16 protein-coding genes are annotated in these 16,964 nt (G+C 74.9%); 10 read left to right on the top strand and 6 right to left on the bottom strand.

Features of this window, described 5'->3' with window-relative positions; translation table 11 throughout:
• The first annotated feature begins 151 nt into the window (after positions 1-151).
• The 3 genes from VGI02_RS04345 to secA all read left to right on the top strand — a co-directional run bounded on the left by VGI02_RS04345 (position 152) and on the right by secA (position 5,312).
• Positions 152-1,003 (top strand): ComF family protein, encoded by an 852-nt coding sequence (locus tag VGI02_RS04345; RefSeq protein ID WP_331626035.1) that lies wholly within the window; start codon positions 152-154, stop codon positions 1,001-1,003.
• Between the two features lie 171 nt (positions 1,004-1,174).
• Positions 1,175-1,864, top strand: a complete 690-nt coding sequence (hpf, locus tag VGI02_RS04340) for a ribosome hibernation-promoting factor, HPF/YfiA family (RefSeq protein WP_331626034.1) — start codon at positions 1,175-1,177, stop codon at positions 1,862-1,864.
• Positions 1,865-2,120: 256 nt separating this feature from the next.
• A complete protein-coding gene (gene secA, locus VGI02_RS04335) occupies positions 2,121-5,312 on the top strand; it encodes a preprotein translocase subunit SecA (RefSeq protein ID WP_331626033.1) in 3,192 nt (1,063 codons plus the stop codon).
• A 71-nt stretch (positions 5,313-5,383) separates the two neighbouring features.
• On the opposite strand, the gene VGI02_RS04330 is transcribed toward secA, so the two are convergent.
• Entirely contained in the window at positions 5,384-5,992 is a 609-nt protein-coding gene (locus VGI02_RS04330; RefSeq protein WP_331626031.1) for an Rv3235 family protein, read from the bottom strand.
• A gap of 143 nt (positions 5,993-6,135) precedes the next feature.
• Positions 6,136-6,927: a TrmH family RNA methyltransferase gene (locus VGI02_RS04325; RefSeq protein WP_331626030.1), complete on the bottom strand. Its 792-nt coding sequence runs from the start codon at positions 6,925-6,927 to the stop codon at positions 6,136-6,138.
• Positions 6,928-7,006: 79 nt separating this feature from the next.
• Between VGI02_RS04325 and VGI02_RS04320 the strand changes: the two genes are divergently transcribed.
• The 3 genes from VGI02_RS04320 to VGI02_RS04310 are packed head-to-tail and all read left to right on the top strand — an operon-like array spanning position 7,007 to position 9,965.
• Positions 7,007-8,422 (top strand): WS/DGAT/MGAT family O-acyltransferase, encoded by a 1,416-nt coding sequence (locus tag VGI02_RS04320; RefSeq protein ID WP_331626029.1) that lies wholly within the window; start codon positions 7,007-7,009, stop codon positions 8,420-8,422.
• The gene (locus VGI02_RS04315) at positions 8,419-9,450 is read left to right on the top strand and encodes a patatin-like phospholipase family protein (protein ID WP_331626027.1); all 1,032 of its coding nucleotides are present in this window, start codon (positions 8,419-8,421) and stop codon (positions 9,448-9,450) included. The genes VGI02_RS04320 and VGI02_RS04315 overlap by 4 nt, the downstream gene beginning before the upstream one ends.
• Positions 9,447-9,965 carry a DUF6912 family protein gene (locus VGI02_RS04310; protein ID WP_331626026.1) on the top strand — a complete coding sequence of 173 codons (519 nt, stop codon included), beginning with the start codon at positions 9,447-9,449 and terminating at the stop codon, positions 9,963-9,965. The genes VGI02_RS04315 and VGI02_RS04310 overlap by 4 nt, the downstream gene beginning before the upstream one ends.
• Before the next feature lie 13 nt (positions 9,966-9,978).
• Here the strand turns inward: VGI02_RS04310 and VGI02_RS04305 are convergent, their stop codons facing one another.
• The gene (locus VGI02_RS04305; RefSeq protein ID WP_331626025.1) at positions 9,979-11,286 is read right to left on the bottom strand and encodes an FAD-binding domain-containing protein; all 1,308 of its coding nucleotides are present in this window, start codon (positions 11,284-11,286) and stop codon (positions 9,979-9,981) included.
• 95 nt (positions 11,287-11,381) lie between these two features.
• On the opposite strand from VGI02_RS04305, the gene VGI02_RS04300 reads away from it, so the two are divergent.
• The gene (locus VGI02_RS04300) at positions 11,382-12,005 is read left to right on the top strand and encodes a nucleoside/nucleotide kinase family protein (RefSeq protein WP_331626024.1); all 624 of its coding nucleotides are present in this window, start codon (positions 11,382-11,384) and stop codon (positions 12,003-12,005) included.
• 7 nt (positions 12,006-12,012) lie between these two features.
• On the opposite strand, the gene rsgA is transcribed toward VGI02_RS04300, so the two are convergent.
• Entirely contained in the window at positions 12,013-13,032 is a 1,020-nt protein-coding gene (gene rsgA, locus VGI02_RS04295) for a ribosome small subunit-dependent GTPase A (RefSeq protein WP_331626023.1), read from the bottom strand.
• Positions 13,029-14,405 carry a 3-phosphoshikimate 1-carboxyvinyltransferase gene (gene aroA, locus VGI02_RS04290; protein ID WP_331626022.1) on the bottom strand — a complete coding sequence of 459 codons (1,377 nt, stop codon included), beginning with the start codon at positions 14,403-14,405 and terminating at the stop codon, positions 13,029-13,031. The genes rsgA and aroA overlap by 4 nt, the downstream gene beginning before the upstream one ends.
• Before the next feature lie 56 nt (positions 14,406-14,461).
• Here aroA and VGI02_RS04285 point away from each other — a divergent pair, with 56 nt between their 5' ends.
• Positions 14,462-15,244 (top strand): SOS response-associated peptidase, encoded by a 783-nt coding sequence (locus VGI02_RS04285; protein WP_331626021.1) that lies wholly within the window; start codon positions 14,462-14,464, stop codon positions 15,242-15,244.
• Complete coding sequence (locus VGI02_RS04280) at positions 15,241-15,870, top strand: alpha/beta hydrolase family protein (RefSeq protein WP_331626020.1); 630 nt, start codon at positions 15,241-15,243, stop codon at positions 15,868-15,870. The genes VGI02_RS04285 and VGI02_RS04280 overlap by 4 nt, the downstream gene beginning before the upstream one ends.
• Before the next feature lie 108 nt (positions 15,871-15,978).
• On the opposite strand, the gene VGI02_RS04275 is transcribed toward VGI02_RS04280, so the two are convergent.
• Positions 15,979-16,557 carry a TetR/AcrR family transcriptional regulator gene (locus tag VGI02_RS04275; protein ID WP_331626019.1) on the bottom strand — a complete coding sequence of 193 codons (579 nt, stop codon included), beginning with the start codon at positions 16,555-16,557 and terminating at the stop codon, positions 15,979-15,981.
• Between the two features lie 94 nt (positions 16,558-16,651).
• Between VGI02_RS04275 and VGI02_RS04270 the strand changes: the two genes are divergently transcribed.
• On the top strand, positions 16,652-16,964 hold a 313-nt coding region (locus VGI02_RS04270), incomplete at its 3' end, for an alcohol dehydrogenase catalytic domain-containing protein (protein ID WP_331626018.1).

The following is a 16,964-nucleotide window of genomic DNA, read 5'->3' as shown; positions in this document are numbered from 1 at the left end:
ACACCGGACGTCAGCAGATCCGCATCCTCGATCCGGGGGGTTGCTGCATCCGGACCAGCCGGCCGTCCACACCGGCACCGGGGCGGGCAGTTGTCCACAGGCCGTGTCACGACGCTGGCCCGCGGGGCGCACCGGCACGACCCTCGACGACGTGCTCCCACGACTCCTGCGGGCCCTGGTCGACCTGCTCCTGCCTGCGCCCTGCGGCGGCTGCGGCGTGACGATCGCGCCCGGGACCGGCCTGTGCGCGGCGTGCCTGACCTCGCTGCGCCGCCCGCTGCCCGCCTCCGAGCGGCCCGACCTGCCGCCGGCGATGGCGCTCGCGCCCTACAGCGGCCCCGCCCGGCGCGCCGTCATCGCCTACAAGGAGCGCGGCAGGCGGGACCTCGCGGTGCCGTTGGCCGCCGCGCTCGGCGAGGCCCTGGTCCGCTTCGGCGCGCAGGACTGCCTGCTCGTGCCCGCACCCTCACGCGCCGCGGCCGCCCGGACCCGCGGGGGCGACCACATGCTCCGGATCGCCCGCCGGCTCGCCCGCGACGGGCACGGGGAGGTACTGCCCGCGCTGGCCCTCGGTCGCCACGCCCGGGACTCCGTCGGCCTCGATGCCGCGGCGCGCGCGGCGAACCTCGACGCGCACCTCCGGGTGCGCCGTTCCGTCCTCGGGACGCTGCCGCCGCACCGGGGCCCGGTCGTGCTCCTCGACGACGTGCTCACCACCGGCGCGACGGTCGCCGCCTGCGCCGGGGCCCTCGGCGCGGCCGGGCTGCCGGTGGATCTCGTGCTCGTCGTGACCGCGGTGGGCGCCCTGCGCCCCCGGGTGCCGGGTGCGCGGCTGCCACGGGCCGCATCGGCGCCTCCGGAGTCCCTCACCTGCGTCTCTCACCCGGGTGGACGGACCCCCACCCGGCCCAGTGCACACCGCGTGCATTCGTCCTGTCGTGGCGTTCCCTCGACCCGGGGTCCGCCCACTCGACACCTTCCGGACATCCGCCGGAGTCGCTAGCGTGTCCCATCTCACCGGTCAGGCCGACCGAGAGGAGGCGCGAACGTCGTTCTGCGGCGTCATGGGTCTCCGGGAGGCGCGTCCGCCCCCTCCCCGCCCGATCCTCCTCCGCGCTCGGGCCCGACGACGGGCCGAGCGGAGGCGCCGCTCCTACTTCCCTCGGGAGTTGATGTGGAGATCGTCATCTGCGGCCGCAACGTCGAGGTCCCGGAGCACTTCCGCGACCACACGACCGACAAGCTGGCTCGACTCGGACGCTACGACCACAAGATCATCAGGTTGTCCGTCGAGCTCTCTCACGAGAACAACCCGCGCCAGGCCAAGACCTGCCAGAGCGTCGAGATCACCGGTCGCGGACGGGGCCCCGTCGTGCGGGCGGTCGGCTGCGCTCCAGACTTCTACTCCGCAATGGACATGGCCCTGGGACGGATCGAGGAACGGCTGCGGCGGGCACACGACCGCCGGGTGCACAAGGCGGGCCGCCGTCGGGTCGCCGTCGGGGCGGGCGGCCCCGCGGAGGAACTGCCGGTGTCCGGAGCCGACCTCGACGAGGCCCTGCCCGCGGCGCTGCGGGAGGACACCGGGGAGGACGAGGGGGAGCGGTACCTGCCGGAGACCGCGGTCCCTGCCGCGCGTGAGGCTCTCGACGACCGTTTCGGTCGCGAGGTCGACGGCGACGGGCCGGGGCGCATCGCGCGTGTCAAGGAGCACGAGGGCGTGCCGATGACCGTGGACGACGCGCTGTCACACATGGAGCTCGTCGGGCACGACTTCTTCCTGTTCTCCGACAAGGCGACCGGTCGACCCAGCGTCGTCTACCGGCGCCACGGCTACGACTACGGCGTCCTCTCGCTGGTCTGAGGAGGCCGAATCCCGGGTGGCGGGGCCCGGCCGCAGGGCGGCCGGGCCCCGCTGCGCGCCCGGGACCGGCCGCCCCGGGCCACCCTCCACAGCGGCGCGCTTACCATGGGTGGTGAGCGTCCGCGTGCACGCGCGGTGCGCCGTGGCGGAACGGCCCGTGATCGGACCGGTCTCCGCCGCGACACCGGGTCGGGTCCTCCCACGGACCGCCGGGGCCGATGAGAGCCAGCGACGAGGACGAGCGAGGTCACCCATCGTGGTGCTGAACCGACTGCTGCGGGCGGGCGAGGCGAGGACGGTCAGGCGTCTCGGCGCGATCGCCGACTACGTCGACACGTTCGCCGACGAGGTCGAGGCACTCTCGGACGGCCAACTGCGCGCGAAGACCCAGGAGTTCCGGGAGCGCTACGCCGACGGGGAGTCGCTCGACGACATGCTCGGTGAGGTGTTCGCCGTCGTCCGCGAGGGCGCGTCGCGCACCCTGGGTCAGCGCCACTTCCGCGTGCAGCTCATGGGCGGCGCCGCGCTGCACCTGGGCAACGTCGCGGAGATGAAGACCGGTGAGGGCAAGACGCTGGTCTCCACGCTGCCCGCCTACCTCAACGCGATCGCCGGCGAGGGCGTGCACGTCGTCACGACGAACGACTACCTCGCCCGCCGCGACTCGGAGTGGATGGGCCGCGTCCACCGCTTCCTCGGCCTCGACGTCGGCGCGATCTACGCCGAGATGCCCCCGGACGAGCGGCGGGTCGCGTACCAGGCCGACATCACCTACGGCACGAACAACGAGTTCGGGTTCGACTACCTGCGCGACAACATGGCCTGGGCGAAGGCCGAATGCGTGCAGCGCGGCCACGCCTTCGCGATCGTCGACGAGGTCGACTCGATCCTCATCGACGAGGCCCGCACCCCGCTGATCATCTCCGGGCCCGCCGAGCAGAGCGCCCGCTGGTACACCGAGTTCGCGCGGCTCGCGCCGAAGATGAGCAAGGACGATCACTACGAGATCGACGAGCGCAAGAAGACGGTCGGTGTCACCGAGGAGGGCGTCGCCTTCATCGAGGACCAGCTCGGGATCGAGAACCTCTACGAGGCCGCGAACACCCCGCTGGTCGGCTACCTCAACAACGCGATCAAGGTGAAGGAGCTCTTCCTCAAGGACAAGGACTACATCGTCCGCGACGGCGAGGTCCTGATCGTCGACGAGTTCACCGGCCGCGTCCTCGCGGGCAGGCGCTACAACGAGGGTCTCCACCAGGCGATCGAGGCCAAGGAATCGGTCGACATCAAGCAGGAGAACCAGACCCTCGCGACGATCACGCTGCAGAACTACTTCCGGCTCTACGAGAAGCTCTCCGGCATGACCGGTACGGCCCAGACCGAGGCCGCCGAGCTCTCCAAGACCTACAAGCTCGGGGTGGTCTCCATCCCGACGAACATGCCGCCGCGGCGCGTCGACCAGCCCGACCTGGTCTACAAGACCGAGGCCGCGAAGTTCGAGGCCGTCGCCGACGACGTCGCCGAGCACTACGAGCGCGGCCAGCCGGTCCTGATCGGGACGACGAGCGTCGAGCGCTCCGAGTACCTGGCCAAGCTGCTCGCCCAGCGCGGTGTGGAGCACTCGGTGCTCAACGCGAAGTTCCACGAGCAGGAGGCCGGGATCATCGCCCAGGCCGGGCGTCGCCAGGCCGTCACGGTCGCGACGAACATGGCCGGCCGCGGTACCGACATCGTGCTCGGCGGCAACCCCGACTTCCTCGCCGACCTGCGCCTGCGCGAGACGGGGCTCGACCCGGTCGACACGCGCGAGCAGTACGAGGCGGCGTGGGACAACACGCTCGCCGGGGTCAAGGACGAGGTCTCGCGCGAGGCCGAGCAGGTCAAGAAGGCCGGCGGCCTGTACGTGCTCGGCACCGAGCGCCACGAGTCGCGCCGCATCGACAACCAGCTCCGCGGCCGCTCCGGTCGCCAGGGCGACCCGGGCGAGTCCCGGTTCTACCTCTCGCTGGGCGACGAGCTCATGCGGCGGTTCAACGGCGCCATGGTCGAGACGATCATGACCAGGTTCAACCTGCCCGAGGACATGCCGATCGAGGCGAAGATGGTCTCCCGGGCCATCCGCAGCGCGCAGACCCAGGTCGAGCAGCAGAACTTCGAGATCCGCAAGGACATCCTCGAGTACGACGAGGTCATGAACCAGCAGCGCACGGTGATCTACGCCGAGCGCCACCGCGTGCTCGAGGGCGAGAACCTCGCCGAGCAGATGCAGAACATGATCGTCGACGTGGCCACCGCCTACGTCGACGGCGCGACCTCCGAGGGCTACAGCGAGGACTGGGACCTCGAGAAGCTCTGGACGGGCCTCGGTCAGCTCTACCCGGTCGGCGTGCGCTGGGAGGACGTCGTCGAGGAGCACGCCGACCTCGACCGCGACCTGCTCGTCGAGGTCCTCACCGAGGACGCGCTCGCCGCGTACCAGCGCCGCGAGGACGAGATCGACGCCGTCGTGCCCGAGGGCGGGATGCGCGAGCTCGAGCGCCAGGTCGTCCTCTCCGTGCTCGACCGCAAGTGGCGCGAGCACCTCTACGAGATGGACTACCTCAAGCAGGGCATCGGGCTGCGCGCCATGGCCCAGCGCGACCCGAAGATCGAGTACAAGCGCGAGGGCTTCGAGATGTTCTCCGCGATGATGGAGGGCATCCGCGAGGAGTCCGTCGGCTTCCTGTTCAACCTCACGATCCAGGTCGAGGAGGTCGCCCCGGTCGACGCCGTCCCGGGCGCGAACCCGACGACCGAGACCGCGATGCAGCCGGTCGTGCGGCCGGACGACCCCGACCCGCGCCGGCTCTCGACGGCGGGTGCCGCGCCGATCGGTGCCCCGCCCACGCGGCCGGTCGGGCCCGTCCCGGGTGGTCCGGTGCCCCCGCAGAACCGACCGATGATGGTGCCGCCCGACGCGAGCCGTCCCGGGTTCGAGCCGACGACGGCGATCCCCGCCGCGCAGGCCCAGCAGCCTGCTCCGGCGCCGACCGACCGGCCCTCCCGGCCGGGGACCAACGGCAACGGTCACCCGGGCGCGGGTCAGCGCGGCGCCCCGACCGGGCGCCGGGGCCGGCAGGGCCCCCCGCGCGGTCCGCAGCCGGGACAGGCCCCGCCGCCCCAGGACGCCCCGACGTCGGCGGGCCCGGCGATGTCGCAGCTCGGCGGCGCCCCCGCACCGAACGCCTTCCGCGGTGCGGGCCTCGGCGGGCAGCGTCCCCAGCAGCTCAACTACTCCGGCCCGGACGAGGACGGGCAGGCGGCCCCGGGCGGCGCCGGACGTGGCCCGGCGAACCCGGCGAACCCGCAGCAGGCGCGGCGCGCCGACACGCCGTCCCGCAACGCGCCGTGCCCCTGCGGCTCGGGGCGCAAGTACAAGCAGTGCCACGGGGCGCCCGCGCGCGGCTGACGCGCGGGGGTCAGGAGCGGCGAGGCCGGGTGCGCTGCGCACCCGTGGGCAGAGGGCTCAGAACAGTGGGCTCAGAGCAGGACGAGCTCCGTCGGGCGCCAGGTCCGGGTCCGGTCGAGCTCGAAGCGGGCCGCCGCGGCGCGCGTGCGGTGCGGGCCGCACAGGGCCGCCGCCACCTCGGCGGCCAGCGGTGCGACGCCGTCCGGTCCCGGCACCCCCACCACGGGGCACACCCGGAGTCCCCGGACCCGGGCGCCGCGAGGGAACCCCGGCGCGGCGCGCTCGAGGGTGGCGCGCACGCGGTCGAGGAGCTCCGACGGGCACAGCCGCGCGAGGTGCGCGAGCGGCCGGCGTCCGTCGAGGACCTCGGCCACCGCGGTGAGCAGCCCGACGGCCAGCGGACCCACCTGGGCGGCGGCCGTCGCGAGGGCGGCGTCCCACGCGGGACCGCCCACCCCGACGGGCACGGACACCGGCCCGGGGTCGTCGGCCTCCGCGGGCTCCCCGATCCCCCGGAGCACCTCGGCGAGCGGGCGCAGCCGCGGCCGCGGGTGACGGTCCATCCGCCTGGCCCGCGCCGGGTGCAGGCACGCGCGCGATTCCCGCGGCCGTGTGCCGGGCGCCGCGCCGGTCCCGCCTCCCGCCGGTTCCGGTACGACCTCGCTCGGTGCCACGCTCATCGTTCGTCCTCCCGCCGTGCGCTCGGCCCCGGCGCCGAGCGGCTCCCGGGACGGTCGCGGCGGGAGGAGCGCGCGACCGTCGCCGACACTAGGGCGTGCGGTCCCGCGCGGGGGCCGGTTTCGCGGAAGCCGGCCGGCGGGGGCTAGCGGCGCGCCAGCTCGAAGCACGCCAGCGTCGCCGCGCACGCCGCATTGAGCGACTCCACACCCGAGGCCATGGGGACGACGACGGTGTCGTGCAGCTCGCCGCGCACGTCGTCGGTGAGCCCGTCGGTCTCGCCGCCGACCACAATCGCCACCCGCTCTCCCAGCTCGACGTCGAACAGCGAGGAACGGCCGCCGCCGTCGAGCCCCAGCAGCACGAACCCGGCCTCGGCCAGGGCCGCCAGCCCCGCCGCGGCCGTCCCCGCCCGCAGGACCGGCGCGTGGAACGCCACCCCGGCCGACGCCTTGACCACCAGCGGGTCGATCGACGGCGCACCCCGGCGCGGCAGGAGGACGCCGTCGAGCCCGGCGGCGGTCGCCGAGCGCAGGATCATCCCGACGTTGGCGGGGTTGGTCAGCCCGTCGAGCACGACCACCCGTGCGCCGGCGTCATGACCGAGCTCCGCCACGAACCGCTCCACGGTCCGCATCCCCGGGGCGATCACGTCGGCGACCACGCCCTGGTCCTGGCGCCCGTTCCCGGCGAGCACCTTCACGCGCTGCGCGGACGCGCGCCGCACGGGGACCCCGCGGGTCCGCGCGGCGTCGAGCAGCGGGCGGACGGCGCGCTGATCGGCGCCCTCCGCGAGCACCACCTTGTCGACCTGCAGCGCCGGGTCCGAGAGGGCCTCGAGCACCGGCTTGCGCCCGTAGACGGTGACGAAACGGTCCTTGGGGGACGGGCCGGCGGCCTCGGTGCCCTCGGGATCCGCGGGCTCTCGGGGTGACATCGCGGGAGGCCGGGAGGGGGACATCACTGTGCACTCTTGCAGACGGGGCCCGATCCGGTGGCGTGCGAGGATCGGGCCCATGCCGGACCGCCTCACGGCCCTGGACGCCTCCTTCCTGTACATGGACCAACCGACGACGCCCATGCACGTCGGTAGCGTCGCCGTGTTCCGCAAGCCCCGGGCCGGATTCGACTACGAGCGCCTCGTCGAGCTCATCAGCGGCCGGATCGGCCTCGTGCCGCGCTACCGGCAGAAGATTCGCGAGATCCCCGGCGGGATGGCCCGGCCGGTGTGGGTCGACGACACCGAGTTCGACGTGACCTACCACGTGCGCCGCTCCGCACTGCCCGGTCCGGGGACCGACCGGGCCCTCAACGAGCTGGTCGCACGACTGATGTCGCGACCCCTCGACCACACGCGGCCGCTGTGGGAGATGTACCTGGTCGACGGGCTGTCCGGCGGGCGGGTCGCGATCGTCACCAAGACCCACCAGGCGATGGTCGACGGCGTCGCGACGATCGACATCAGCCAGGTCGTCCTCGACGACTCACCGGAGGGCCGCGACGAGCCGGTCGACGACTGGAACGCCCGGCCCGAGCCCGCGCCGTGGAAGCTCGTGCTCGACGCCATGGGGGAGGCCGTCGCGCGACCCGGCAACGCCGTGGAGGTCGCCCGGGCGGCCGTGCGTGACGCCACGGACACCGTCGCGCAGGTCGCCGGGGTCGCCGGAGGGCTCCTCTCCGCGGTGCGGACCGCGGTCCGGCCCGCCCCGACGAGCCCCCTCAACGTCCCGATCTCGACGCAGCGCCGCTTCGCCCACGCGCGCACCGACCTGGCGGACTACCGGGCGGTACGCCACGCGCACGGCGGGACGATCAACGACGTCGTCCTCGCCGTCATCGCCGGGGCGATGCGCAACTGGCTGCTCTCGCGCGGGGCGTCGGTGACCCCCACGACGACGATGCGCGCGATGGTGCCGCTCTCGGTGCGGGGCGAGGCCGAGGCGACCGGCGCGATCAACGGAGCGGGTCTGCTCGGCAACCGGATCGCGTCGTACCTGGTGGATCTGCCGGTCGGTGAGCCGAACCCGGTGCTGCGGATGCACCACGTGGCGCACGCGATGCGCGAGCACAAGCAGTCCGGGCAGTCGGTGGGGGCGAACGCGCTGGTGCAGGTGGGCGGGTTCGCGCCGCCGACGCTGCACGCGCTCGGCGCCCGGGCCGCCAGCGGGCTCTCCCGGCGGCTGTTCAACGTCGTCGTCTCCAACGTGCCGGGACCGCAGCACCCGCTGTACGCCGGCGGTGCCCGGATGCTCGAGATGTACCCCGTGGTGCCGCTCGCGAAGGGCCAGTCGCTCGCGGTGGGCCTGACCTCGTACGACGGCGGGGTCTTCTACGGCTTCAACGCCGACCGCGACGCCATGGCCGACGTCGACGAGTTCGGTGACCTGGTGGCCGAGGCCCTCGCGGAACTGGTCGCGACGGTGCCCCGATGAGCTCGCGCACCCCGTCCCGTCGGGCGGTCGTCCTCGGTACCGGCGGGTCGCTCGGCTACGCGTGGACCGTCGCGGCGCTGTCCACCTGGCAGCAGGCCACCGGCATCGACGCACGCGACGCGGACGTCGTCGTCGGGACCTCCGCGGGATCGATCGTCGCGTCCGCGCTGGCGAGCGGCGTCGCCGTCGATGACCTCGTCGAGCACCTGCTCGACGCGCCGTCACGCCCGTCGTCGAACCGGAAGCCCCGGCGACGCGGCGCGCGGGGCGGGTTGCCGCCGCTGCCGCGGTTCGGGCCGGGCTCGGTGCGCCTGCTCGGGCGGATCGCGCAGGCCCCGGCGAGGTTCCCGCCGCTCGCGGCGGCCTCGGCCCTGCTGCCGGTGGGCCGCGCGGACACGTCCGGGGTGGTGCGGCTGGTGTCGTCGTTCGCCTCGGAGATCTGGCCCGCGCCGCCGGACGCGCCGGAGCTGCGGATCGTCGCCACCGACTACGACAGCGGCGACCGGGTGCCGTTCGGCCGGGCGGGCGCGCCCCCGACCTCGCCCGCCGAGGCGGCCGCGGCGTCGTGCGCGGTCCCCGGCTGGTTCGCGCCGGTGCGGATCGCGGGACGGCGCTACGTCGACGGCGGGGTGTGCTCGGCGACCTCGGCCGATCTGCTGCTCGGGCCGGACATGCCACCGCTGGACGAGGCGCTGGTGCTCGTCCCGCTCGCCCGGCGCGGCCGGGTCCGCCTGACCGGGGCGGGGGCGGCGGCCGACGGGCTGTTCCGTGGGATCGTCGGCGGTCGCAGCGCCCGCGAGATCGCCCGGCTGCGGACCGCGGGGGTGCGGGTCACCGCCCACGCGCCCGGTCCGGAGGAGCGCGCGGCGATGGGCTGGAACGTGATGGACGCCCGGAAGCAGGGCGACGTCCTCCGCACGGCGCTGCGCACGACGGCGGCGTGGTGGGCGCGCAAGGACCGGGACCACCGGGCGAGCGGGGCGAGCGGGGCGACGGGGCCGGACATCCAGGCGGAAGGACACGAGTGAGGGTCTACGTACCGACGACCGTCGCCGGGCTGCGCAAGCTCCTGGCCGACGAGGCGCTGCAGCCGCTCTCCGGGACGGCGTTCGCGCTGACCCCGGCGCTGCGCGAGGCCTACACCGTGGGCGACGACGAGGAGCTCGAGTACGTCGCGATGACCGAGGCGGCGCGCGCGTCGCTCCGGCTGCTCGCCATCGACCTCGTGCAGGACCCGGACACCCCGGCCCGGCGCGCGGTCGTCGCGGCCGACGTCGACGACGTGACCCTGCGCCCGGACCTCGACGCCGCGGTGGTGCGGGTGGCGGGCCCGATCCCGATGCGCAGGCTCGCCGCGGTCCACCTCGACGTGGAGGAGGCCGTCGAGGACGTCCGGCAGGCCGCCACGGTGATCGACGCCGCCGACCTGGGGGACGAGGACGCCGAGCTCGCACTCGGGGACGCCGAGGACCACGACCTCGCCTGGTACGGGCTCCAGGAGCTGCCGTTCGTGCTGGAGCTCGAGGTGCCGGACGGCTCGTGAGCCGCGGTCCCGCTCAGGACGGCATGCTCTTGCGCCAGGCCGTGTAGCTCTGCAGCCGCCCGGCGTGCGGGCGGAAGAGCCACGGCCACGGGTGGACGGCGGTCGGCTCCACCTGCGCCGACAGCCGCCGGAAGCCGGGCACCGGCGCGAAGGTGGCGGCGAGCCGCCGGTCGCCGAGCTCGTCGGGGACCCGGCCGCGGTGCAGCTCGACCGGTCGGCGCGTCGCCAGGTCGGCCAGCGTCTCGGCGAGGAACACCAGCCGCTTGCCCGAGAGGCGCAGCCGGCGCAGCAGCGGCTCGTCGAACACGAAGACCGCGGGGACACCGTCGTGCGCGGCCAGCGCCGGGTCGTCGTCGCCGAGCGATTCCGCGGTGAGCCAGACGGCATCGATGGTCGAGCTCCGCTGCGCTGCGTCTCCGGCATCGACGTCCGGGAGATCCACGGTGGACGACGGGCCTGCGGGTGACGACGGGCCTGCGGTCGCGTCGGAATCGGGGTCGGAGCGCAGCAGCGACGGTGGCTCGATCCGCTCGGTCCGCTGCTCGGTCCTCGATGGTCCAGCTCCGCCCCGCTGCGTGTCCGAAGGCCAGTCCTGGATCGGGCAGGCATCATTCAGCGCGCACCCGGCGCAGAGCTTCGGCGCCCGCTTCTCGACCTGGTACCGCGAGAACCCGTACGCCTTCCCAGTCCCGGAGCCGACGGTCCACTGCCAGCCGAGCCGGTTGGCCGCGCGCGAGCCGTCGAGCAGGTGGGTGAAGAACGCGTCCTCGCCGTCGCGCCAGCGGGCCCCGGCCCGCACCGTCCACTGGCTCGCGAGCCACATGCGGGTCTGGTTCACCAGCCACCCGTCCTCGTGCAGCTCGGACACCGTCGTGTCCATGCAGGCCATGTCGCGCGGCCAGGGGTCCTCCCAGAGCTCGGGAGGGCGCGGCGGGTGGGCACGCAGGTCGTCGCCCAGCCGCGTCCCGACCCGGGCGTACACGTGCCGCGCGTACTCCTGCCAGGCGAGCTCGTCGCGGTACTTCGTGCGGTCGCGGGACGGGGCGTCGGCGACGTGCTCCCACAGGGCGGGCAGCGAGAGCAGCCCGTGACGGATCCACGGCGACATCCGCGAGGCGCCGCGCCGCTCCGGCGGCCAGACCTCGTTGCGCCGCCGGGCGTAGTTCGTGACGTCGAGGGCGGCGAGCGCAGCGTCGGCCGCGCTCTGCCCGCCCCGGAACGACGGCGAGGCGGCGGGGGTGTCGCAGGCGAGGTCGGCCAGGTGCTCGCCGACGAAGGCGACGGCGGCGTCGGGGCCGGGGTCCGGAACGGGAAGGCGCACGCCCGGGCGTACCCCATCGGCGTCGACTGGACCCCCACGGCTGTCCGGGCAGCCACCGTGGTCCACTCGGCGCGGACCAGCCGTCTGGAGGCCTCATGCTGGACCGCGCCCGCCGCCTCGCCGCAGGCCCCGACCGCCGCGTCCTCGGGATCGTCGGCGGCCCCGGAGCCGGGAAGTCGACCGTCGCCGCCGCCCTCGGCGAGCGGCTCGACCCGCACCGCGTCGCCGTCGTCGGGATGGACGGCTGGCACCTGGCGAACTCCACCCTCGAACGCCTCGGCCGGCTGGAGCGCAAGGGCGCCCCCGACACCTTCGACGCCGCCGGGTACGTCGCCTTCCTCGAGCGGTTCCTGACGACCGGTGACACCCTCTGGGCCCCCGAGTACCGGCGCAGTGTCGAGGAGTCGATCGGCGGCGCGCTGGGGATCGGCCCCGACGTGACGTTGCTCGTCACCGAAGGCAACTACCTGCTGCTCGACGAGCCGCCCTGGGACCGCGTCCGCCCGCTGCTCGACGAGGCCTGGTTCCTCGAGCCCGACGAGGCGACCCGGCGTGCCCGCCTGATCGCCCGCCACGAGCGCGTCGGGCGCACCCCCGAGGAGGCCGTCGCGCGGGCCGACGGGTCGGACGCCGCCAACGCCGCCGTGATCGCCCGCACCGCGCACCGCGCCGACCTGCGCTTCTCCGACGACTCCGTCGAGGCGCTCCTCGGAGCGTGAGCGGCCCTCAGACCTCCCACGCCGGGGTGCGCAGCGCCGTCAGGACCCGGCGCAGGGCCTCCAGACGCCCGGCCGGGAGCGCCCCCGAGGCCACCAACGGGTCCAGCGCGCACTCCGGGTCGGCGGGCGGGCCGAGGTGCGAGCAGCCGCGCGGGCAGTTCTCGACGGCCGTCGCGAGGTCGCCGAAGGCGGCGACGACGTCGCCGGGGGAGATGTGCGCCAGCCCGAACGAGCGGATGCCCGGGGTGTCGACCACCCAGCCTCCGCCGGGCAGCGCCAGCGCGACCGCCGAGGTCGAGGTGTGCCGCCCCTTGCCGACCCCGCTGACGACCCCGACCGCGCGCTCGGCGTCCGGGACGAGCACGTTCACCAGCGTCGACTTCCCGACCCCGGAGTGCCCGATCAGGGCCGACACCCGCCCGTCGAGCAGGTCGCGCAAAGCGGCCGGATCGGTGTCGGCACGCGTCACGACGATCGGCAGGTCCAGCTCGGTGTACTCGCCGGCGAACCCGGCCCCACCGTCGTCGACCAGGTCGGCCTTGGTCAGGCAGAGCACCGGGATCAGCCCGCCCGCGTAGGCGGCGACGAGGCACCGGTCGACGAAGCCGGTCCGCGGCGTCGGGTCGGCGAGCGCGGTGACGATCACCAGGTGCGAGGCGTTCGCGACGACGACCCGCTCGTAGGGATCGGTGTCGTCCGCGGTCCGGCGCAGGACGCTGGTGCGGTCGCTCACGCGCACGATGCGCGCGAGGGTGTCGTCGGCGCCCGACACGTCGCCGACGAGGTCCACCTGATCGCCGACGACGACGGGCGTGCGGCCCATCTCGCGGGCACGCATCGCGACGACGCGGGCGGTCGGGTCGTCGTCGGGAGCACAGGTCCAGCGGCCGCGGTCGACGCCGACGACCATCGCGGAGCGCGCGTCGGCGTGGTCGGGACGGCGCTTGGACCGGGGTCGCGTGCCCTTCCCGGGCCGGATCCGGACATCGCTCTCGTCGTAGCGCCCCGCCGCGCCCGCGCGACTCACCGCCGCGCCCCCGCGGGAATCCCCACCCCGTGCACGAGATCCGGCCAGTCGGTGGCGAAGTCCGGGAGGGTCTTGGTGGTCGCGGTGACGTCGTCGATCTCGACGCCGGGCACGACGAGGCCGATCAGCGCCCCGGCCGTGGCCATCCGATGGTCGGCGTAGGCCCCCCAGGCGCGGGTGGGGGCCAGCGTCGGGGACGGCTCGACGACAAGGCCGTCGTCGGTCTCGGAGACCCGGGCGCCCAGGGCGGTGGCCTCGGCGGCGAGCGCGGCGAGGCGGTCGGTCTCGTGGCCACGGATGTGGGCGACCCCGCGCAGTCGTGACCGGGCCCCGTCGCGGGCGGCGAGCACGGCCAGGGCAGTCACGGTGGGCGTGAGCTCCCCGATCTCGGCGAGGTCCACGTCGACGCCGGCGAGCCGCCCGCCGCCGCGGACGGTCAGGCCCGCGTCGTCGAGGCTCACCGAGCCCCCGAACTCCTCCAGGACCGCCCGGACGGCGCCGATCGGCTGCAGGTCGGGGCGCCCGGGCGAGGACTCGGGCCAGCCGGCGACGGTGACCTCGCCCCCGGTCACCAGCGCGGCCGCGAGGTACACCGCGGCCCCCGAGAGGTCGGGCTCGACGACGAAGCGGTCGGCGGGGGCGATCGGTCCGGGGGAGACGGCCCAGCGGGACGGGACAGCGGTCGCGGTGCCGGAGGTCGCGATCTCGGAGGTCACCGTGACGCCCGCGCTGCGCAGCATCGTCACGGTCATGTCCACATGCGGCAGCGAGGGGACGGCGCCCGGACCGCGGTGGGTGACGGTGAGCCCGTCGTCGTACCGCGCGCCGGAGAGCAACAGCCCGGAGACGAACTGCGACGAGCCCGACGCGTCGACGGTCACCGCGCCGCCGGCGACCGCGCCCCGGCCGACGACGGTGAACGGCAGCCGGTCGGCGTCGGCGGGCTCGACCGCGACGCCGAGCCCGCGCAGGCCTTCCAGCACGCCGCTCATGGGTCGGGACCGGGCGTGCGGGTCGCCGTCGAACTCGACGGGCCCGTCGGCGAGCGCGGCGGCGGGCGGCAGGAAGCGCATGACGGTGCCCGCTAGCCCGCAGTCCACCCGTCCGCCGTGCAGGTGGGCGGGGGCGGTGACGGCGACGTCGAGGGTGCCGTCGCGGCCCGGCGTGACCGCGGTGCCCACGCCCAGCGCGGCGAGCCCGTCGACCATGAGCGTGGTGTCGCGGGACCGGGCGGCGCCGGCGACGGTGCGGGTGGCGCCGTCGCCGGCCAGCGCGGCCAGCAGCAGGGCCCGGTTGGTGATGGACTTCGACCCGGGGACCGCGACGGTGCCGCGCACGGGTCCCTCGGCCACGGGCGTGCTCCAGGTGCTCACCGGGTCATTCTCGCGTGTCGGGACCGGTGTCGGTGCGCGGTGGCAGGATCGGTGTCATGTGCGGTCGCTACGCCCTCGCCAAGGACCCGGCCGACCTGGCCGAGGAGTTCGACGCGCAGGACGCCACGGACGGCGCGGTCGAGGGCCCCGAGTACAACGTGGCGCCGACGCTGACGGTCCCCGGCGTCGTCGACCGGCACCCCCGGGACGACTCGGGCACGCCGGACCCGTCGGCGGTGGAGCGCTCGCTGCGCGCCGTGCGGTGGGGGCTCGTGCCGTCCTGGGCGAAGGACGAGTCGGTGGGCAACAAGCTGATCAACGCGCGCGCCGAGTCGCTCACCGAGAAGCCCGCGTTCCGCCGCGCCGCCGCGTCCCGGCGCTGCCTGCTGCCCGCGGACGGCTGGTACGAGTGGCTGCGCGACGCCGGGCACAAGATCCCGTACTTCATGACCTACTCGCAGGAGTCGGGCCTCGCCGGTCACCCGCTCGCGCTCGCCGGGCTGTGGGAGACCTGGCGGCCCCGATCGGCGGAGACCGGGACGGCGCCGCTGGTGTCGGCCACCGTGGTCACCGTCGCGTCGGCGGGCCCGCTCACCGAGATCCATCACCGGATGCCGCTGGTGCTGCCGCGCGAGCGCTGGGCCGAGTGGCTCGACCCGGACCACGACGACCCGTCGGGTCTGCTCGCGCCCTCCGAGGAGGTGCTGGCCGCGATCGAGATGCGCCAGGTGTCCTCGAAGGTCAACAACGTCCGCAACCACGGAGCCGAGCTGATCGAGGAGGTCCACGACCAGCCCGAGCAGCAGGGACTCGACCTCGAGGCGGTCAACCCGTCGTGATCGTCAGCGTCGACGAGTTCGAGGTCTTGACGCCGCACGGCCCGGCCCGGGTGGCCCTGGAGGCGTCGAACCTCACGATGGGGCTGCTGGTGCTCGGTCACGGCGCGGGGGGCGGGATCGAGGCGCCCGACCTGCTGGCGACCGCGGAGGGCGCAGGCAGCACGGTCGCCGTCGCGCGCGTCCTGCAGCCCTACCGGGTCGCGGGTCGGCGCGGCCCCGCGCCCGCCGCGCAGCTCGACGAGGCGTGGGCGTGCGTGCTGGCCGAGCTGACCCGTCGGTTCCCGGACACGCCACAGGTCCACGGCGGGCGCTCGTCCGGGGCCCGGGTGGCGTGCCGCGGGGCGGTCGTGGCCGATCCCGCACCGGTCGGTGTGCTGGCCCTGGCGTTCCCGCTGCTCGCACCCGCCCGCAAGGACGGGACCCGGCCGGACCGCTCGCCCGAGATCGACGCGGTGGACGAGGCCGGGATCCCGGTGCTGGCCGTGTCGGGGGACCGCGACCGGTTCGGGGTGCCGCCCGGGGCCCCGCACCGCGAGGTGGTCACGCTGCGCGGCGACCACTCGCTCAGGGCCAGGGGCCCGGTCCGTGACGCCGCCGGCCCCTGGTTGGCGAGACTCCTCGGCTGATCGGGCCCGGCCCGGCCATGATCACGACTTCAGCGGCGACGCGCCCAACGGTCGCCACGACTCGCCGCTGAACTCGCGATCACCCCGCGGAGCGGTGCCGCCGCGCACTCAGGGATCGGGCCGGAACGCCCGTCGCACGGCGGTCCGCAGCGCTTCCCGGCGCCGCTCGTGCTCGGCCGCCGGGTCGTCGGGCGCGGCGGCTACCACCGTCGCCGCCGGTGACCACGTCATCGACAGCGAGATGACCAGGGAATACACGTCGGCCGGGGCCAGATCGGGGTCGATCACGCCCTGCGCCTGGGCGGCCCGGACCGCGTCGAGCTTGGCGGCGACGTCCTCGGCGGCCGCGGTGAGCAGGTCCCCGGTCGGTACCCGCTCGAGCCGCGCCCACGTCGCGAGCAGGATCACCGAGGGCCGTTCCAGATAGGCGTCGTAGAGCCGGACCGCGTACTCGGGCAGGTTCCCCGCGTCGAACGGCACGAGGTCGACGATCAGCGTGAGGTGCTCGCGGAACACCGCGTCGAAGAGCCCGTCCTTCGAGGAGAACCACGCGTAGATCTGCGCCTTGTTGGCCTCGGCGGCGTCGGCGATGCGGTCGACGCGCGCGCCGGCGATCCCGCGTCGGGAGAACTCCGCGGTCGCGGCGTCAAGCAGGCGACGCCGGGTCGCGCTCCCGTCCTTCGGCACGACCGCGAGGGTAACCAACCAGTCGGTTGCTGACGAGCAGCGGCACGCCTATGGTGAGTAACCAACCGGTTTGTTTGCACGAGAGGACACCATCATGCGCGAGGTCACCGGCTGGGCCGCCACCGTTCCCGGTGCTGTCCCGGTCCCCTGGACCTTCGCCCGGCGCGACCCCCGGGCCGCCGACGTCGTCGTCCGCGTCACCCACTGCGGGGTGTGCGCGACCGACCTGCACGCCCTCGGTGCGGGCGACCCCGCGGCGTTCCCGCTGGTCGCGGGCCACGAGATGACCGGCGTGGTCGAGATCGTCGGCGACGAGGTGACCGACCTGCACCCGGGCGACCGGGTCGCCGTCGGGAACATCATCGGCTCCTGCCGGACGTGCGGTCCGTGCCGGGCGGGGCGGGAGA

Origin of the sequence: Actinomycetospora sp., from assembly GCF_036497245.1 — a bacterium.
Lineage (GTDB): Bacteria > Actinomycetota > Actinomycetes > Mycobacteriales > Pseudonocardiaceae > Actinomycetospora.
The sequence above is the reverse complement of the archived record's forward strand: the minus strand, read 5'-3'. Positions and strand labels throughout refer to the sequence as shown.

Bases quoted from the DNA above. Each gene is read 5' to 3' on its own strand.
- VGI02_RS04330 (WP_331626031.1), bottom strand. From the start codon at position 5,992: ATGAGCGTGGCACCGAGCGAGGTCGTACCGGAACCGGCGGGAGGCGGG.
- VGI02_RS04325 (WP_331626030.1), bottom strand. From the start codon at position 6,927: ATGTCACCCCGAGAGCCCGCGGATCCCGAGGGCACCGAGGCCGCCGGC.
- VGI02_RS04320 (WP_331626029.1), top strand. From the start codon at position 7,007: ATGCCGGACCGCCTCACGGCCCTGGACGCCTCCTTCCTGTACATGGAC.
- VGI02_RS04315 (WP_331626027.1), top strand. From the start codon at position 8,419: ATGAGCTCGCGCACCCCGTCCCGTCGGGCGGTCGTCCTCGGTACCGGC.
- VGI02_RS04300 (WP_331626024.1), top strand. From the start codon at position 11,382: ATGCTGGACCGCGCCCGCCGCCTCGCCGCAGGCCCCGACCGCCGCGTC.
- VGI02_RS04285 (WP_331626021.1), top strand. From the start codon at position 14,462: ATGTGCGGTCGCTACGCCCTCGCCAAGGACCCGGCCGACCTGGCCGAG.